At 37.2% G+C, this 18,022-nt stretch carries 11 protein-coding genes; 3 read left to right on the top strand and 8 right to left on the bottom strand.

The window, feature by feature from the left end:
- Nucleotides 1–158: 158 nt before the first annotated feature.
- Nucleotides 159–3,518: a transcription-repair coupling factor gene (gene mfd / locus H3Z82_RS03335; RefSeq protein ID WP_182202470.1), complete on the top strand. Its 3,360-nt coding sequence runs from the start codon at nt 159–161 to the stop codon at nt 3,516–3,518.
- A 73-nt stretch (nt 3,519–3,591) separates the two neighbouring features.
- Nucleotides 3,592–4,914 (top strand): TlpA family protein disulfide reductase, encoded by a 1,323-nt coding sequence (locus tag H3Z82_RS03330; RefSeq protein WP_182202469.1) that lies wholly within the window; start codon nt 3,592–3,594, stop codon nt 4,912–4,914.
- Between the two features lie 40 nt (nt 4,915–4,954).
- Here the strand turns inward: H3Z82_RS03330 and lysM are convergent, their stop codons facing one another.
- Nucleotides 4,955–5,464, bottom strand: coding sequence for a peptidoglycan-binding protein LysM (gene lysM, locus H3Z82_RS03325; RefSeq protein WP_182202468.1), 510 nt, complete (start codon nt 5,462–5,464; stop codon nt 4,955–4,957).
- Nucleotides 5,465–5,663: 199 nt separating this feature from the next.
- On the bottom strand, nt 5,664–6,617 hold the full coding sequence (locus H3Z82_RS03320) for a nicotinic acid mononucleotide adenyltransferase (RefSeq protein ID WP_182202467.1): 954 nt from the start codon (nt 6,615–6,617) through the stop codon (nt 5,664–5,666).
- 225 nt (nt 6,618–6,842) lie between these two features.
- Here H3Z82_RS03320 and H3Z82_RS03315 point away from each other — a divergent pair, with 225 nt between their 5' ends.
- Nucleotides 6,843–7,844: an NAD(P)H-dependent glycerol-3-phosphate dehydrogenase gene (locus H3Z82_RS03315; protein ID WP_182202466.1), complete on the top strand. Its 1,002-nt coding sequence runs from the start codon at nt 6,843–6,845 to the stop codon at nt 7,842–7,844.
- Nucleotides 7,845–7,975: 131 nt separating this feature from the next.
- Here the strand turns inward: H3Z82_RS03315 and H3Z82_RS03310 are convergent, their stop codons facing one another.
- The 6 genes from H3Z82_RS03310 to H3Z82_RS03285 all read right to left on the bottom strand — a co-directional run bounded on the left by H3Z82_RS03310 (nt 7,976) and on the right by H3Z82_RS03285 (nt 18,021).
- Nucleotides 7,976–8,371, bottom strand: a complete 396-nt coding sequence (locus tag H3Z82_RS03310; RefSeq protein ID WP_182202465.1) for a hypothetical protein — start codon at nt 8,369–8,371, stop codon at nt 7,976–7,978.
- A 183-nt stretch (nt 8,372–8,554) separates the two neighbouring features.
- The gene (locus tag H3Z82_RS03305; RefSeq protein ID WP_182202464.1) at nt 8,555–9,400 is read right to left on the bottom strand and encodes a GLPGLI family protein; all 846 of its coding nucleotides are present in this window, start codon (nt 9,398–9,400) and stop codon (nt 8,555–8,557) included.
- Nucleotides 9,401–9,533: 133 nt separating this feature from the next.
- On the bottom strand, nt 9,534–10,427 hold the full coding sequence (locus tag H3Z82_RS03300; RefSeq protein ID WP_182202463.1) for a GLPGLI family protein: 894 nt from the start codon (nt 10,425–10,427) through the stop codon (nt 9,534–9,536).
- Between the two features lie 23 nt (nt 10,428–10,450).
- Nucleotides 10,451–13,090: a TonB-dependent receptor gene (locus H3Z82_RS03295; RefSeq protein ID WP_182202462.1), complete on the bottom strand. Its 2,640-nt coding sequence runs from the start codon at nt 13,088–13,090 to the stop codon at nt 10,451–10,453.
- A 331-nt stretch (nt 13,091–13,421) separates the two neighbouring features.
- A complete protein-coding gene (locus tag H3Z82_RS03290; RefSeq protein ID WP_182202461.1) occupies nt 13,422–14,840 on the bottom strand; it encodes an efflux transporter outer membrane subunit in 1,419 nt (472 codons plus the stop codon).
- Entirely contained in the window at nt 14,824–18,021 is a 3,198-nt protein-coding gene (locus H3Z82_RS03285; protein WP_182202460.1) for an efflux RND transporter permease subunit, read from the bottom strand. The genes H3Z82_RS03290 and H3Z82_RS03285 overlap by 17 nt, the downstream gene beginning before the upstream one ends.
- Nucleotide 18,022 lies beyond the last annotated feature (1 nt).

Here is an 18,022-nt window from a genome sequence, read left to right as displayed (position 1 = left end):
AATGGCCTAAAAAAATTATAATGAAAAAAAGACTTTCAATCTCTTTTTTTGTCCTGAAGAAAAACATCCGGTTAACTGGTTTCTTTTAAGATTAAATTCACAACTGTAATATGGTGCATATTAATACTAACCTTTATATTTGTCTAAAATAAATTGCCTTGAGTAAATCACATCTCTCGCAAGCTTATGCACAGACTTTGCAAACGCAGAATCTGCAAGCTGCTATTGCCATAAACGAAAGTAAAACACATTTAAAAGGACTGATAGGGTCTTCGTTGAGCTTTGTCATATCAGAAACTTTCAAAACATCTGAATTGCCTTTTTTACTGGTTTTTAATGACAAGGAAGAGGCTGCTTTTTATCTTAATGATCTCGAGTTATTGATCAATGACAAGGACGTGCTTTTTTATCCTGGGAGTTACAGGAGACCTTATGAAATTGAAGAAACAGATAATGCCAACGTGCTTTTGCGTGCAGAGGTATTGAACCGAATCAATTCTCGTAAGAAACCAGCGATTATTGTCACCTATCCTGATGCACTTTTTGAGAAAGTTGTTACACGAAAGGAATTGGAAAGTAATACTTTAAAGATTTCTGTCAATGATAATCTTTCCATTGATTTTGTAAACGAGGTGCTTTTTGAATATCAATTTAAACGGGTGGATTTTGTAACGGAACCAGGTGAGTTTTCGGTGCGTGGTGGAATTGTTGACGTATTTTCATTCTCCAACGACGAACCCTACCGGATTGAGTTCTTTGGAGATGAGGTGGATAGCATCAGAACCTTTGATGTTGAAACACAATTATCGACTGATAAAATCAAAAAAATTAACGTTATCCCCAACGTTGAAAATAAATTTTCAAATGAAACTCGAGAGAGTTTCTTGAAATATATAGCTTCAAAAACGGTTGTTTTTACAAAAAATTTGGATTTATTCTTTTCAAGAATAGACGATTTTTATCAGAAAGCGGAAGTTGCTTTTAATGCCCTGTCTCAGGAAATCAAACGTGCCTCTCCCGACACGTTATTCTGCAGTTCAGAATTTCTAAAAAAACAATTGCTGGATTTTACTTTGGTTGAATTTGGTTCTTCGTCCGTTTTGAGCAAGGACTTGGTTGAATTTCATACCACGCCGCAACCATCCTTTAATAAGCAATTTGATTTACTGATTGAAAACTTAAATAGCAATCACGATAAAGGTTACACCAATTATATTGCTTGTGCCAGCGAACAACAAGCCAAGCGCTTTCACGACATTTTTGAAGATGTTAGTTCGGAGCGTCATAGGGCATTAGAAATTGGTGTGCATTATAAAACCATTGTACTGTCTTTGTATCAGGGATTTATTGATCACGATAATAAAATTACCTGTTATACCGATCACCAGATTTTTGAGCGATACCATAAATTCCATCTTAAAAATGGCTACGCAAAAAAGCAGGCAATTAGTTTGAAGGAATTGACCAATCTTGATATTGGTGATTACGTCACCCATATTGATCATGGCATTGGACGGTTTGGAGGATTGCAGAAGATTGATGTGGAAGGTAAAATGCAAGAGGCCATCAAGTTGATTTATGGCGAACGTGATGTGCTTTATTTGAGCATCCACTCACTTCATAAAATATCCAAATTTAACGGGAAAGATGGCAAACCGCCAAAGGTGTATAAACTAGGCAGTAATGCTTGGAAAAAATTAAAGCAAAAGACCAAAACAAGAGTTAAGGAAATCGCTTTCAATTTGATTCAGTTGTATGCCAAACGCAAATTGGAAAAGGGGTATCAATACCAACCTGATAGCGCTATGCAATTGGAGCTGGAAGCTTCATTTATTTATGAAGACACGCCTGATCAGAGCTCAGCTACCGAAGATATAAAATCGGATATGGAAAGCGAACGACCAATGGACCGTTTAATTTGTGGCGATGTAGGCTTCGGTAAAACCGAAGTCGCAATAAGAGCAGCCTTCAAAGCGGTAGATAATGGCAAGCAAGTGGCGGTTTTGGTACCGACTACCGTTTTGGCCTATCAACACTCCAGAACTTTTACAGAGCGTCTGAAGGATTTTCCAGTAACCGTTGATTATTTGAACAGATTTAGAACGGCAAAAGAAAAACGAGAAACGCTGGAACGCCTTGAAAGTGGCAACTTGGATATTATTATAGGAACCCATCAACTGGTCAACAAGAATGTAAAATTCAAAGATTTAGGACTTTTGATTGTTGATGAGGAGCAGAAATTTGGGGTGGCAGTAAAAGAGAAATTAAAGACCCTCAAAGATAATGTGGACGTATTGACCTTGACTGCAACCCCTATTCCACGAACTTTGCAGTTTAGCTTGATGGCCGCTCGTGATTTATCGGTTATTACCACCCCGCCACCCAACCGTTATCCTATAGAAAGCCATGTCATTCGGTTTAGTGAGGAAACCATCCGTGATGCCGTGGTATACGAAATTCAACGTGGCGGACAAGTCTTTTTTATCCATAATCGGATAGAAAACATCCAAGAGGTTGCCGGGATGATCCAACGCTTGGTACCCGATGCTAAAATTGGCATTGGACACGGACAATTGGAGGGTAAGAAATTAGAGCAGTTGATGTTGGACTTTATGAATGGCGAATTTGACGTCTTGGTCAGTACCACCATCGTAGAAAGTGGTTTGGATGTGGCAAATGCCAATACGATTTTTATCAACAATGCAAATAATTTTGGCTTGAGTGATTTGCACCAAATGCGCGGTCGGGTAGGACGGAGCAATAAAAAAGCATTCTGTTATTTTATCACCCCAGATTATTCGTCTATGACTGAAGATGCCAGGAAACGGATAACTGCTCTGGAACAATTTACCGAATTGGGGAGTGGTTTTAATATTGCCATGAAAGATTTGGAAATCAGAGGTGCCGGCGACTTACTTGGTGGTGAACAAAGCGGTTTTATCAATGATATTGGCTTTGATACCTATCAGAAAATATTAAATGAGGCTATTGAAGAATTAAAGGAAAATGAATTCAAAGATCTATATCAAGATGAGCTGGTAGACAGAGATTATGTTAAGGACATCACTATCGATACAGATTTTGAGTTATTGTTTCCAGATGATTATGTGAATAATATTGCAGAGCGTTTAAATTTGTACACCAAATTAAATGAGATCAAAACGGAAGAGGAACTACAAAAGTTTGAAATCGAAATCATTGATCGTTTTGGTGAAATGCCAAAACAGGTGGTTGATTTATTAAACAGCGTCCGGATTAAATGGGTGGCAACAAAAATTGGCTTAGAAAAAGTGGTCATGAAAAGAGGGAGGCTGATAGGCTATTTTATTAGCGATCAGCAAAGTGCATTTTACCAAAGTGCCGGTTTTAACAAGGTCATCCAATATGTACAAACCCACCCTGGAGCAGGGAAAATGAAAGAAAAGCCAACAAGATCAGGGCTGCGTTTATTGCTTACCTTTGAACACATTAAAACAGTTGAACAAGCCTTGTCGGTACTGAAACCTATAGCGGCTTGATTTTTGAGACATTAAATTTTAAATCCAGAAGTACTATAATGAGTAGATTTATAAAAACTAAAATAGTTAACGTATGAGAAACCTAATTATACTTTTTTTATTCATACCCTCTTTTCTAATGGCCCAACATGCTATTGAGGGCACTTTTTCGCCAGCTGAAGATTTCACCTATGCGTTTCTCTATAAATCAAGTCCAAGCGGTGCTTCGTATGTTGATAGAGCCAAAGTAAATGAAAAAGGCCAATTCAAAATTGAAATGGATACTACAGAAGCTATTGGGATTTATAAAATTGTCTACGGCGTGCCTCAGGAAACTAACAATTTTGACTTAATCTATAATGGCAAAGAAGATGTTGTATTGCAATTTAGTTTAACTGAAGGTTTGGAGTTTAAGGAGTCTAATGAAAATAAATTATGGGCGTCTTACACCAACAGCATTGAAATGATCAACAGAGCTATCAGCAATTTTTACACGCATAAAAGTGATGATAAAGCAACTTTTAAAGACATCTTTAAAACCTTGAAAGAAACACAGGATGCATTTGAGTTGGCCTCAAAAGGTTCTATGGTTTCGGTGTTTATTAAAGCAAATAAGCCTTATATTCCAGAATCTTATGAAGACATTTCCACCTATTCCAAAAACCTTAAGGAGACCTACCTTGCCAATGTTGATTTTGGCAATCCATTATTGCAAAGTTCCGAGTTTTTAACTGATCGGGTTAGAGCTTATATTTTCGGAATGTCGGCAGATGCCACCGAAGATTTCTATAAACATCAAATTGATAATCTAGTCAATTATATTGGAGAAGACAATTCAGAAATAAAAATGGCTTTGTTACAGGCCATATGGTCAAATATGGTGCAAATAGAAATGGACAGCGTTGCAAATTATATTTCCGACACCTATCTATTAGCGCTTGCAAAAGAAGCAGATCATACGATGTTAGTTAACGTCTTGACCATTTTTAAAAACAATTCGGTGGGGTCTACGGCAATAGATTTTCCTATTAACTCAGAAGTTGATGGCAAAGAAATAACTACTACACTACATGACTTAAAGATGGCCGATAATTACTTGCTAATTTTTTGGAATAGTGGGTGCTCCCATTGTTTAGAGCAATTACCTGAAGTCAGAAAAACGGTTGATCAATTAGATGCCAAAACTTTAAAAGTGATTGCTTATGGTACGCAGGGTGAAGATGTTGCGTGGGATAGAGAAATTCTAAACTATCCTAACTTTATTCATGTTATTGATTCAGGGTCGCCAAGACGATTTGTGAGCAGTGAATATGGTGTAGAAAGTACACCAACTTATTTTATATTGGATAAAGACAAAAAAATTATGGCTAAACCAGATAGTTTGGAGGAGCTACAAACCCTTTTAAATGACTTGTAAAGAAAGAGGCTGTTTTTAAAAACAGCCTCTTTTTTGTTTCTTACGACAAGCTTGGAATTCTCAAAACTTGGCCAGGATAAATCTTATCAGGATCTTTTAGCATAGGCTTATTGGCATCAAATATCAACGGATATTTCATGGCATTCCCATAATATGTTTTGGCAATTTTTCCTAAGGTATCGCCTTTGACAACCGTGTGAAATTGTGCTTCAGGTTCGGCGTGCTCAACACTCATCTGATCGTCCACAGATGCAATTCCGTTAGTGTTGCCAATAACTAAAACCACTTTTTCTTTTGTGGATTGGTCATGTGCCTTTCCTGAAACTACCGCCATATCGTCCTCAATTTTTATTTTTAGATCCTCAACTTCAAGTTTTAGGTCCCTTATGGTTTCTTCGAGTTTTCTGGCTCCTGCTTCGTTGGCTTTAAGTTCGTCTGCTGCAGATTTCCTATTTGCGGCGGCTTGAGCCTCCGCTTTTTCTTCCGCATCAGTTTTTCCGACACCAAAGACCTTGGCGCCAGCGTTTTTAATAAATGAAAATAGTCCCATATTAATTTATGTTTTTAAGAGTTTTACCAATGACATATAAATGTTTAATCGGTATGAATTAATGATTTGAGAGGTAATTTACAACAACTGATTGAAAGTTTGTTGCTGATATGACTAAATATGTTGTTTTATAAAAAGAGAACGCTCATCTGAAATACATCAGATGAGCGCTTCTAGAAACTAAATAACCAACCAAAATTTAGTTTCTTTTACTTACCCTAGGGTTATCTTTCTTAGCAGTTTTCTGCTTACGTTTTTTAACCAATTCAACTGGTTTTACTTTACTACCGTTCTCGGTGCCTTTAGCTTCGGCATTCCTCATGTATTGGATGTAACCACGTCCTGTAAACTCGTACGTTGTACCAGAATTGGCGTGGTAAAGCTCTATCACTTGATCATTGATAACGCTCAATTCAAAGAATTCATTATCAAAATAATCATAATCTAATGTTAATGTTTTGAGATGGGTGTTTCCGGTGATATTACCTACACCATAAACCCCAGTATAATCCCAATAAATAGCATTCGGATTTGCGATGTTCTGGTCTTGCGAACTTCTAAATTCAGAATCATTACCTCCAGACAAAAACTGTAAGTAGTTCTCACTGTCAAATTCATTTATCGCACCCATTTGACTGGTATAAGTTTTTTCCCAAGCGTTATATTCTTGCATGAAATAGTGGATGTTATCATAAAACACAAAATCGTAATCGAACGTTGACTTTTGATACCCATGCAAAAAGTATGAGGTATCATTATTAGGATTGTATAACTCAATGGTGTCAAAATCTACTTGATAAACATCAAATGTTTGAAAGCCGTCAAGATCATGGTAAACATCCAAGACCATATCATAAGCATCATACTCGCCAACGTCTATTCCGTAACCATTGCCTTGACCGTTGGGGCCAAAACCAACCAAATTATTATTGGCATACACAACGCCATTTCTAAAAGAGAGGGTAAATGCAATTTGTAGAAAAGGTGTTTCTCCATAACCTGCAGTTTGATTGATGTCAACATACCACAGATCATAAGAACCCAATAGTTGATTCAATGAAATGGGAGGCTCTTCATAAACAGTATTAGTACTACAAGATGTCAGTATAGTTGCAGCTAAGGCAAATCCGAAAAGTAATTTTAGAGTTTTCATCCGTTTAATTTTATTTCAAAATATTGATTTGATCTGTTTTTGGACAGCGTATTGAAATTAGCAAAACAACTTGAAATCAATTTACATTTTCCACAATTCAACATTTCAAAGATTATAGTGGTTAGAATTCAAAACACGTGCCAAAAAAGAAGGTTCAGTTGATTTTGAAGTGGAATAACCGTAATTTTTTGTGTACTTTTGGACTGTATCAACTTTAATATATTTATGAGTGCACCAATAAAATATGCCGTTTTTGGATCAGGAAGCTGGGCAACGGCGATTGTAAAAATGCTTTGCGAAAATCTTGAAGAAGTAGGTTGGTATATGCGTAGTGTTTATATTAAAGAACACTTGCTGAAAGAGCAACACAATCCCAGTTACTTAAGCTCCGTTGAGTTCAATACCTCACAATTGAAAATTAGTAATGACATCAATGGGATGGCAACCTATGCGGATGTATTGATTTTTGTAATTCCGTCGGCATTTATTCATGACGAATTGCTCAAACTTGAGGTTGATTTGAAGGGTAAAACTATCGTATCTGCTGTTAAAGGTATCATGCCTGAAACGGGCAAACTAGTGGGCGAGCATTTTCATGATGTTTATAATATCACTTTTGAAAATATTGCTGTCATTGCAGGACCTTGTCATGCCGAAGAAGTGGCGTTGGAGCGTTTATCCTATTTAACGATAGCTTGTGCCGATGAAGCTAAAGCCAAGCAAATAGCTAGAGCTTTGGCCAGTAATTATATTAAAACTTCTACGAGCGATGATGTGATAGGTATTGAATACGCTGTCATGCTCAAAAACATTTATGCTATTGCCGCGGGTATAGCCCATGGATTGGGTTATGGCGATAATTTTCAAAGCGTGTTGATGAGCAACGCCATACGAGAAATGAAACGTTTTATTAAAAAACGACATAAGATGAAACGCAATATCAATGATTCGGCGTATCTCGGCGATTTATTGGTTACGGGCTATTCCATTTTTTCCAGAAATAGAATGTTTGGAAATATGATTGGTAAAGGCTACACCGTTAAATCCGCACAAATGGAAATGAACATGGTGGCTGAAGGATATTATGCCACAAAAAGTGCTTACGACCTTATTGAAAAAAATGAAAGAAAGGATAAGTTGCCAATAATTACTGCAGCGTATGCAATTCTGTATGAAGGCAAAGATCCTAAAAGGATATTTCAGAAACTTACAGAGAAACTGGATTAACCAATTCCTGCGGAGGCAGGAATCCCGTATTTACAATTCAATAGAGGTGGTGAAACCGACCTGAGTATAGAAGTTTTAATTATGGGATTAGCTGTGCTGAATGTTTGATCTGCAGCTTACTCAGGATTTTGTTATTTCACCAATATTCCTTTCATTTCCATCAAGGGAATTTTCTGAAAGGCTTTTTCGTTAATGGTATTCTTCCGAAAAACAAAGTTTTTTTCAAACATGGTATTCCCCTCGAAGAAAGTCACTTTAAATTCGTTGTTTAATGCGAACAGTTCTTCTGGAATAAATTCTATTTTGGCATAACTCTTTTTAGGCAGCACATCCAGTTTTTTACGAAAGGTTGCCGTTACATTCTTCTCAGAATAACCACTGGTAACAATCAAAACAACCTCTAAATCGACTTCCTTGTCATTGATGATATAGGCATTCCAATCGTGGGTTTTATAGATGTCGTTATATTCATTGACGATGGCTAAATACACACCTTCAACTTTAGGAATTTGGATGTCTTTTTTCATAATTATGCCCTGTTAAGGCAGGGATCTTTTTAATGGGATATTTACTGATCTACAAAGTTATTATTTTATACCCAATTATGGTTTTTAATGTGGTTTCAGTTATAAATACAATGGAATCACTATAAACTTAGTCTGTCCAAACCAATTATGGACCAGCTTGACGAAAATTCCACAAAATCTCTACTAAAACCTCTCAATTAAATTGTTTTTTCTTGCCCGGTTTTCTTTGAGTTTCCTTTTAAATTCTTGATTTTCCATTTTGCTTTCTTGGCTCATTTGTGGGCTTGTACCCAAACTTATCTGGAAATTACCTTGATTAAAAATAGTGTGGTCTCTATTTTTAAGCGCCTTTTCTTTTAACTCCAAGAAATCGGCTTTAGCAATGTCTTCAGAGTTTTTAATTTCAAAAACCCTGGCTTCTTCCAGCTTGCTCATTGTTTTTAATGTGAAATGATAATGATCTTCCGTATCATAAAGTTCAATGATAAGCCCAGGTAAACCAGAGAACACATAAGGACCATCCGGAATTGGAACCTCTAAGGTAAACCAAGCAATATAATCTCTACCAGCAAAATGTGTGGTAGCTTTCTGAGCGGCATATCCCATTATTTCTTTAGAATCTTCTTCTATTTTCCACTCTAAAGGAATATTGGGCTCTTGATAGCTATAGAGTTTTCGGTCAATTTTTTCTTCGGTCTGTACTTGGGAGTTTTGATGGTCTTTATAGAATATTTTCGGGAAACTGGAAGTCATATCCTTGGAAATCTTAAGCTCTCCTGTGGTTTTAAGTTGATGTTCTAAATTGGCCCTAATCTCCTCTTTAAAGGCTTCTTTATAACTCATGAAAACACCATACTTAGGGCCAGTGTACAAATAAAGAGTTTCTATAGATTTGTTTTCCAGATTGGTGGAATCAAGACTAAAGCCAACTTCATATTGAACTTCATATTCGGTAGGATATTCTTTTTGAGCGAAAGCGCTGTAAGTGGTAATACATAAAATAAAGGCAATTAAATTAGATAGTTTCATAGTGTTTTTAGATTTTTATCCCATCAGTGGGTTTTGGTGCGCCAAGGTTAGCTTCGAACGAATAAACAATTTGTTATTTTATAACTTCTGGGCTTTTACCGAGGTTCTTGATTCATAAAAAGTAAGTAGAATTCTACTCCAACTCAATCGGGTTATTCTTGTTTTCAAGATTAGATTTAAACATCCTTTTCAAATCCTCTTTTGTAATTTCCTGTCCTGATTTATTTTTAAGTTCCATTATTGGTTCTTGTCCGTCAGATACTGAAATGCTACCGCTAACTCCTGGAGTTTTACCCATCATATATTGATAATCAGATCCGTTTAAAGCATTGTCATTAAGTCTTTTTTGTATCTCATTGACTTTTTCTTTGGTGGCCTCTTCGGCTTTCGGAAATTTCCAGACTTTTGGTGTTTCTAATTTCTCGAGCCCCAACATCGTAAAATGATAATGATTTTGGGTGTCATAAATTTCAACAATCAATCCTGGAAGTCCATGAAACACATAAGGGCCATTAGGAATAGGGATTTCCATGGTAAACCACGCCTCATAAGATCGACCTGCAAAATCTATCGTTGCTTTTTGAACCGAGTAGCCCATAAATTCCTTGGTCTCTTCACTGATTTCCCAGGCATCCATTTTTGTAGGCTCAAAATAAATATAATCTATATCACCAAGATTCTGAAGCACCCTTACCTCACCATTTTGATGGTTCGTAAATACGACTTTGTTTAAATCTTGACTTTTATTAGAGTTGGTACTTATTTTGACTTGCACGTCAGCACCAAGTCTTTGTCTTATTTTTTCCAAGCGTACATCAGCATCTACGCGGCTTTGATTTAAAAATATTCCAAATTCAGGGTTGGTAAATAAATATAGGTTAGAAGTATCCTTTTGATCTAAATTCAGCGAATCTATATGAAAAGCCAATTCATAATGTACTTTGTAATCCGTGGCATATTCATCTTGAGCAAAAACACTTGTTTGGACTACAGATAGTAGCACTAAACTTAAAATAAATGGTTTCATAGTTATTTGGAATTAAATGTATTTTACAAAGGAATTCGCACTTTCGCCATAACCTGTCTCGGACGCAACACATATTTAGATTCGGTAATGGTATAGTCACCAACAGATATATTTTGATAGATATTTTTGTTAAACAAATTGATCAGAGACAGTTCAAAATCTATTTTTCGTTTTTCCGACAGTGTAAATCTGTATAAAATATCACCAAAAAAATCATCCCAAGAATCATTCTCTAATTTTGACTGTACCCATTCTCCTGAAAAACTCAAGGTATGATGTTTTAAGAAGTAGAAATACAGACCCAACTTATGGTTTTGATTCCTGACTCTGCGTAAGTCTTGGATGGTGTTTTCTGTTTGACTTAATCGGACACTTCCATCGTACTCTATGGTCATCCAATTTACAAAATCGCCGTTGAGATTGATAGAATTTTGCCAACTTTCCGTGGTGTTTTTCATCAGTTCACCATTCAGTAGGATATCGCGGTTGCTGTAGGTGTAGTTTGAGTTCAACTTAAAAGTCGTTTTTATTGGAGAAATCAATTTACTTGCGGAAGCACCAAGTGATTTCCGATTATCTTTATTGATTAAATCTAAAGCTTCTACTACAGTTGAACCATTGGGTTGGGTAATCATATTGAATATTTGATCGTTTTTGCCATCGGAATAGGAAAAGTTAATACGACCAAACCAAGTATTAATTGGATTTCTATACTCCAACCCGAAAGAAATGGATTGTGAAGACCTCTCCATTAACGGCACATTATGCCTGGCCAAATTACGATAATACGATAGTAAATAGCCCGAATATGTTTCGTTTAATGGACCGTAATTTTTACTGTAGCGCGCACTTACATTAGTTTTCCAGTAATTCCAAAACTTATATTCGCTCCATAATGAAGGATTTAAAGTAAATGGATTTTTAGTTTGATTTTTATTTGTAACCTGATCGTCAATTTCATAATGGGTAATCTCAAAAGGCAATCGTAAGGAAATTCTTAATTTATCTGTTCGATAGTTTAATCCAGTGCGCGCATAGGTGGAAACTTCACGCCACTTCATATCGTTTTTAAAATCTGGATCTGATTTCGGAATGCCATCCAATAGAATTTGAGAATGCATGTTTTGAAGTTTGAAATCTACACCAGGTTGTAAGCTCAAACTGAAATTTCCAAATCGCTTCGTAAAGTCCAAAGAGTGATTTGCGATGAATGTTTTATCGAATAGCTGCTGATTTACTTCATCTACGGGTTGGTTGGGCGAAAGGATTTCAGTGAAAACACCTGGACTGATGCTCAGTTCTTGTGGTGTTTCATGGTATTGGATATTGGAATTAAAAGTTATCAATTGTTTTCCCAATGGAAATATGATCTCAAAATTATTTTTTAAATCTGTAAAAGGCGCACTTAATCTTTGATATTGAGAATCCTGGTTTTCAGTTAAAAAAGCTGAGCCACGATCCCATTCTTTCTTAAAACTCAAGCTCTCCCTAAATAAATTCTTGTTTTTATTGCGCTCAATACTTAAGGAAACATCCATAGACTCATCTCTGGTATTGTTTTCTGTGAGGTTTTCGATAGTTGTATTTCCTTCTGGCAAGAAATAAGTCGTCCGATGTCCACCTTCTTTTTTTATAAGATTATTGATATATGAAGCGTTAACTTTGAATTCAACATCCTTCTTATTTTTAACCAAGGCATTTGTTGATGCAGCTTGCGCCTGATTGTCCAACCAACGTTTCTTCGAAAATGGCGGAGGATTTACAGAAGCTAATGATAGCCAGTCATTTTTGGTGTCGCCACTTCTCCCAAACCGAAATGAAGTATAGGAAAACCTTGAAAAATCCTGTGTAATATCCGTGCCATTATTATTGGCTTGATAGGTGACCAAGGTTTGAAAGTTCTTCGTAAAAAGCATAGGGCTGGCTTTTCCGAAATACAAAGTAGGGGCAGCACCCAATCCCATTTCGATGTTTCCCGATACCGTAACTTTATTTTTTAATTTAATATTAATCGCTGCTTGTTCCGACGGTACCAAACTGTCCAATACTTTTAAGGGTTGATGGTTTTCTAATATTTCAACGGCACTCACTTTATCTGCATTTAGATTGTTGCTGACCATTCCATATTGACCGCCCATTAAATCCAAACCTTCAACATAAAATTTGTTAATCGGTTTTCCTTGATATTTAATTGCGCCCGAGGGATCAATGTCAATTCCAGGCATTTTGGATAAAACATCCTGAATACTTCTGTCTTTATTGCTTTTAAAAGCTGCCGGATCAAAAATTAAAGTATCACCCCGCTGACGGATGGGCGGTTTTCTTAAAAAGATTTCATCGAGCGTTTCTATAGCAGGCTCTAATAAGACTGTAATATCTTGATTTTTAGTAAGGATATCTTTCTTGAAAGGTATATAGGCAAGAGAGGATACTTTAAGACTCAAACTATCGACCGTAGTTGTGATTTTAATTTTAAATTTTCCTTCACTATCAGAAATGGCGTATCCCAGAATATTGGATTTTCCTTTAGGAGAAACCACTATGGAGGTGCTTCCCAAGTTTTTCTTAGTTTCGGCATCTATGATTGTTCCAGTAACTTCTATTTGGGCTTGACTGCCTAAATAGTAAAAAGTAAGAAGAAGAAATAAAAAGTTGGATTTCATTTAGAAAAGTTGGGGTTTATTTTTTCATAAGTTAGTCAATGGCATCATAGAAAAACAAACCTACAACTATTTTTGTAGTAATACAACTATAAAAATAGTTTGTTGCCAAAAATTGATTCGTGACAAAGATAAGCAGGGCTGAACCAGTTATAAGTCACTATCTAAAACGCTAATTAAACCATAAAACGAGAGTAATGTAGTCTTAAATTCAAGCAGTTCTAGCATCATTCTTAAAAAATTTTTTTGATATGAAAAGAAAGAAGGCTTAAAATACTTACGTATTAAAAGCCTTCTTTGTAAAATTATAGTTTTGGATTAAGACTATGTCATATTATTTCCAACCACCACCAAGCGCTTGGTACAAGTCAACGATAGAGAGTAATTGTTGTAATTTGCCGTCAATAACACTTAATTCAGCGCTTAAGGCACTTTGTCTTGCGGTTAATAAATCCAAGTAATTGGCGAAACCACTTTTCAATAATTCATTAGAATTTCGTTCTGCATTTCGCAGGGCTTCAACTTCTAAAGTTCTATACTCAAACTTCTCTGTTTCGGCGTTGTAGGCATATAAAGCATTAGAAACCTCATTTCCTGCAATCAACAAAGAACGTTTAAATTCTAATAAGGCTTGCTCTTGCTGAGCATCGGCTACTTCTTTTTGCGTTCTTATTTTACGCTGATTGAAGATCGGCTGTGCCAAACCGCCAACAATATTTGCAAATAATGAGTTTGTGTTTAATAATTGGTCCAACTCCAAACTTTGGAAACCTCCTGCCGCTGATATGGTCAAAGACGGATAAAAATTACTCCGAGCAACATTGGTCATTTCAAAAGCTCGGACCAAGTTGTATTCTGCAGCAATCACGTCAGGTCTATTTCGCAACAGGGTTGATGGTACCCCTAACTTTAAATCAGATTGTAAGTTTTGCTGATCTAAAACAGTGCGCTCATAGTTTTGCGGTTGTTGCCCCAATAAAATACTCATGACATTTTCAGTCTGAAATATGGCGGTCTCTAAATCTACTTTCAATGCTCTGGCTTGATTGTACTGAGCAATGTTTTGATCTACGGCCACTTGGTTAACGTTACCTGCATCTTTTAGAGCTTGAATGGTACTAATGCTACTATCTCTGACCATGATGGTTTTATTAGTAATTTTCAATTGGGCATCCAATGCAAGCAATTGATAATACGTTGCTGCTATGTCAGACACCAAACGAGATTTTATGGCTTGATGTGCGGCGACAATTCGCAAATAGTCGGCTTCGGAGGCTCGTTTATTGCTTCGAATTTTCCCCCAGATATCAGCTTCCCAAGACAGGTTTGCCGTCAAATCAAATTGATCTGAAGATCGGCTCGTTAAAAAAGAGCCTAATTGGCTGTTCTTGGACATCTCTTGATGGGTCACCGAAGCATTCGCATTTATAGATGGAAAATACGAAGCCTTTCCTTGCTTTACATAAGCTTCTGCAGCCAATACTTGTTGCATGGCCACACGGATGTCGATGTTATTTTGAAGACCTTGTTCAATGTACTGTACCAAGTACGGATCAGTGAACAATTCTTTCCAGGACAAATCGGCCATGGAGAGTGTATCAGTTGTCAAAGCATCCGTTCTGAACAGATTCTGGGTTTCTTCAATTTGCGGCCGGTCATAGTCCTTTGCTACAAAACAACTTTGAAGGGTGAATGCTGAAACAGTCAGCATGACCATATATTTTACTGTACGAGTTTTAAGCATTGTTATCATGATTTTGATCGTCGTTAAGTTCTATTGATTGTTGATTGGCTTCCGCTTCAAGCTCCAATACACGTTGCGGTGCTCCTGATATTTTCTCTTGAATCCATTGGAAAAACATGAACAAAATTGGGATAACGAACACCCCAAGAATGGTTCCTATCAGCACCCCACCAACGGCACCGGTACCAATGGATCGGTTTCCTGCGGCACCAACGCCACTTGCAAACACCAATGGCGATAATCCGAAGATAAAAGCAAAGGAGGTCATTAAAATAGGACGTAAACGCGCTTCAGCACCGTGTACGGCAGCAGCCAGAATAGATTCACCTCGTCGTCGTCTTTGTAGTGCAAACTCCACAATTAAGATGGCGTTCTTCGCCAAGAGTCCAAGCAGCATAATCAATGCAATCTGGAAATAAATATTATTTTGTAGGCCCGTTACTTGGGTCGTAAAATACGCTCCAAAAACTCCTAAGGGTAAGGATAGAAGAACAGAGAAAGGAATTAAATAACTTTCGTACTGCGCCGCCAATAAGAAATAAACAAACACTAAAGATAATATAAAAATTGTAGTTGTTTGGTTTCCTGCGTTCACTTCCTCACGGGTCAATCCGGAATATGCCGTGGTGTAATTGGCCGGTAAGGTTTGTGAGACTTCGTCCACCGCCTTAATGGCATCACCAGAACTATATCCAGGTGCTATAGCCGCATTTAAGGTTACAGAATTAAACAAGTTAAAACGTGTTACCGACTGTGGCCCGTAAACTCTATTTAAATTTACAAAGGTTGTAATTGGGGTCATTTCACCTGTACCTGTACGCACATAAAGTTTGCCCAAATCACTTTCTTCAGCACGATCCTGAGGTAAGGATTGTACATAAACTCGGTATTGTTTACCAAATCTGGAGAAATCGGCAGCAAAAATACTTCCAATATATCCTTGAAGTGTAGAAAAGATATCACTAATAGGTACACCTAATTCTTTAGCCAATTCTGCGTTGAGGTCAATCTCATATTGCGGATACTTGGTATTAAATGAGGACTGTGCGTATTGAATTTCTGGGCGTTGGGAAAGTTTGCCTGCAAAATCCTGAGTCACTTGATCCAAATCTGTAAAACTTCCTCCAGAACGGTCTAAAAGGTTGACCTCAATTCCCGCCGAGTTTCCGAATCCTGGTATACTTGGTGGTGAAAAGAATATGATATTGGCTTCTGGAATCTGTGCCGCAACGCCAAACATTTGTCCAACGATGCTTTGTGCAGAAAGTGCGTCGTCTTGACGGTCTTCAATATCATCCAAACGGATAAAGCCCAGTCCGAAGTTACTACCTGCACCTCCTAAGAAGCTACTTCCTTCAATAATCGATCCGCCTTTAACTCCAGGAATTTGGATTAATTTTTTATATAAATCGGCATTTACTTGATGTGTTCTGTCTATAGAAGATCCTGGAGGAAGTTCTATATTTACGAACACAATACCTCTATCTTCATCAGGAACAAATCCGGTTGGCAATACAGAAGACGACCACCAGATGGCCACTACGGATAGAATTAGGGCAAATACGGTAATCCATTTGTGTCGGTACAGAAAATGAACCGATTTTCCGTATTTGGTAACGGTGGCATTAAAGCCTCGGTTAAAACCGTCAAAAAAGCGGCCAAGAAAGCCTTTCTTCTTTTTATTCTGCTTATCGTCATGACCTTTTAAAAACAGGGCACATAAGGCAGGGCTCAAGGTTAGTGCGTTAACTGCTGAAATGATAATTGCTACAATTAGCGTTACACCAAACTGCTCATAGAAAACCCCTGTAGGACCTTGAATAAATGTTACAGGCACAAATACTGCCGCCATTACCAATGTAATGGAAACAATAGCACCAGTAATTTCCTGCATGGCATCATGCGTCGCTTTTTTCGGATCGGGTTCACCTTCATCAATTTTGGCATGCACCGCTTCAACCACAACAATGGCATCATCAACCACAATACCAATAGCCAATACTAAGGCGAAAAGTGTTAATAGGTTGATGGAATACCCAAATAGATTCAGGAAGAAGAAAGTACCAATAATAGATACCGGTACGGCAATGGCAGGAATAAGCGTAGATCTAAAATCCTGTAAGAAAATAAACACTACCACGAATACAAGTAAAAAGGCTTCGGCTAAAGTTTTTACTACTTTTTCAATAGAAGCGTTTAAGAAGGTATTGGTATTATAAGGAATGAATACCTCAACCCCTTTAGGTAAATCGGCTTTGATATCTTCCAGTTTCTGCTCAATTTCAATAATAATATCACGTGCATTAGAGCCTTTGGTTTGGAAAATACCCATGTTTACTGCTGGTAATCCATTTGTAATAGAACCTCCGGCATACGATTGTGCACCCAATTCAATATCGGCCACATCAGATAATCTCAAGAATTGTCCGTTGCCTAAAGCCTTAATGATGATATCACTATACTGTGCTTCAGTTTTAAACCGTCCGCCATATTTGATGACATAACTAAAAGCCTCTCCATAATTCTCACCCAATGATCCTGCCGCTGCTTCCAAACTTTGTTCACGTAAAGCTGCGGTAACATCTGTAGGAATAACGCCATAAGCCGCCATTTTCTCTGGACGCAACCATATACGCATGGCATAATCTTTAGTACCAAATACGTTGACATCACCAACACCATCTACCCTTTGTAATTCCGGAATGACATTAATTTTTAAGTAATTCTGTAAAAATGTCGCATCATAATCAGGATTGGTACTGTAGAATGATGTAAACATCAAAGCACTGGTTTGCTGCTTTGAGGTGGTTACCCCGGTTTGTAAAACAGCTTGTGGCAATTGCGAATTGGCACGTGCCACACGGTTTTGAACGTTTACAGCGGCAATATCAGGATCGACCTCTTGATCAAAGAACACAGTTATGGTAGCGGTTCCGGTATTAGACGCACTAGAGGTAATATAGGTCATTCCTTCCACGCCATTTATCTGTTCTTCAATGGGAATGATGACACTTTCCAAGATGGTTTCAGCATTTGCACCAGGATAATTGGCGTTTACTGAAATAGTTGGTGGGGCAATATCAGGATATTGCGTAATTGGTAATGTGGTAAGACCAAGAATACCCAAAATCACAATGATGATGGAGACGACCGTTGAAAGTACTGGCCTTTCTATAAATATTTTTATCATA

The organism is Gelidibacter maritimus (assembly GCF_014062315.1).
Lineage (GTDB): Bacteria > Bacteroidota > Bacteroidia > Flavobacteriales > Flavobacteriaceae > Gelidibacter > Gelidibacter maritimus.
The sequence above is the reverse complement of the archived record's forward strand: the minus strand, read 5'-3'. Positions and strand labels throughout refer to the sequence as shown.

What these genes read in the sequence shown, in the direction of transcription:
- H3Z82_RS03285 (WP_182202460.1), bottom strand. Translation starts at nt 18,021, where the DNA reads ATGATAAAAATATTTATAGAAAGGCCAGTACTTTCAACGGTCGTCTCC.
- H3Z82_RS03315 (WP_182202466.1), top strand. Translation starts at nt 6,843, where the DNA reads ATGAGTGCACCAATAAAATATGCCGTTTTTGGATCAGGAAGCTGGGCA.
- H3Z82_RS03310 (WP_182202465.1), bottom strand. Translation starts at nt 8,371, where the DNA reads ATGAAAAAAGACATCCAAATTCCTAAAGTTGAAGGTGTGTATTTAGCC.
- H3Z82_RS03330 (WP_182202469.1), top strand. Translation starts at nt 3,592, where the DNA reads ATGAGAAACCTAATTATACTTTTTTTATTCATACCCTCTTTTCTAATG.
- H3Z82_RS03320 (WP_182202467.1), bottom strand. Translation starts at nt 6,617, where the DNA reads ATGAAAACTCTAAAATTACTTTTCGGATTTGCCTTAGCTGCAACTATA.
- H3Z82_RS03300 (WP_182202463.1), bottom strand. Translation starts at nt 10,427, where the DNA reads ATGAAACCATTTATTTTAAGTTTAGTGCTACTATCTGTAGTCCAAACA.
- lysM (WP_182202468.1), bottom strand. Translation starts at nt 5,464, where the DNA reads ATGGGACTATTTTCATTTATTAAAAACGCTGGCGCCAAGGTCTTTGGT.
- H3Z82_RS03305 (WP_182202464.1), bottom strand. Translation starts at nt 9,400, where the DNA reads ATGAAACTATCTAATTTAATTGCCTTTATTTTATGTATTACCACTTAC.
- H3Z82_RS03290 (WP_182202461.1), bottom strand. Translation starts at nt 14,840, where the DNA reads ATGATAACAATGCTTAAAACTCGTACAGTAAAATATATGGTCATGCTG.
- H3Z82_RS03295 (WP_182202462.1), bottom strand. Translation starts at nt 13,090, where the DNA reads ATGAAATCCAACTTTTTATTTCTTCTTCTTACTTTTTACTATTTAGGC.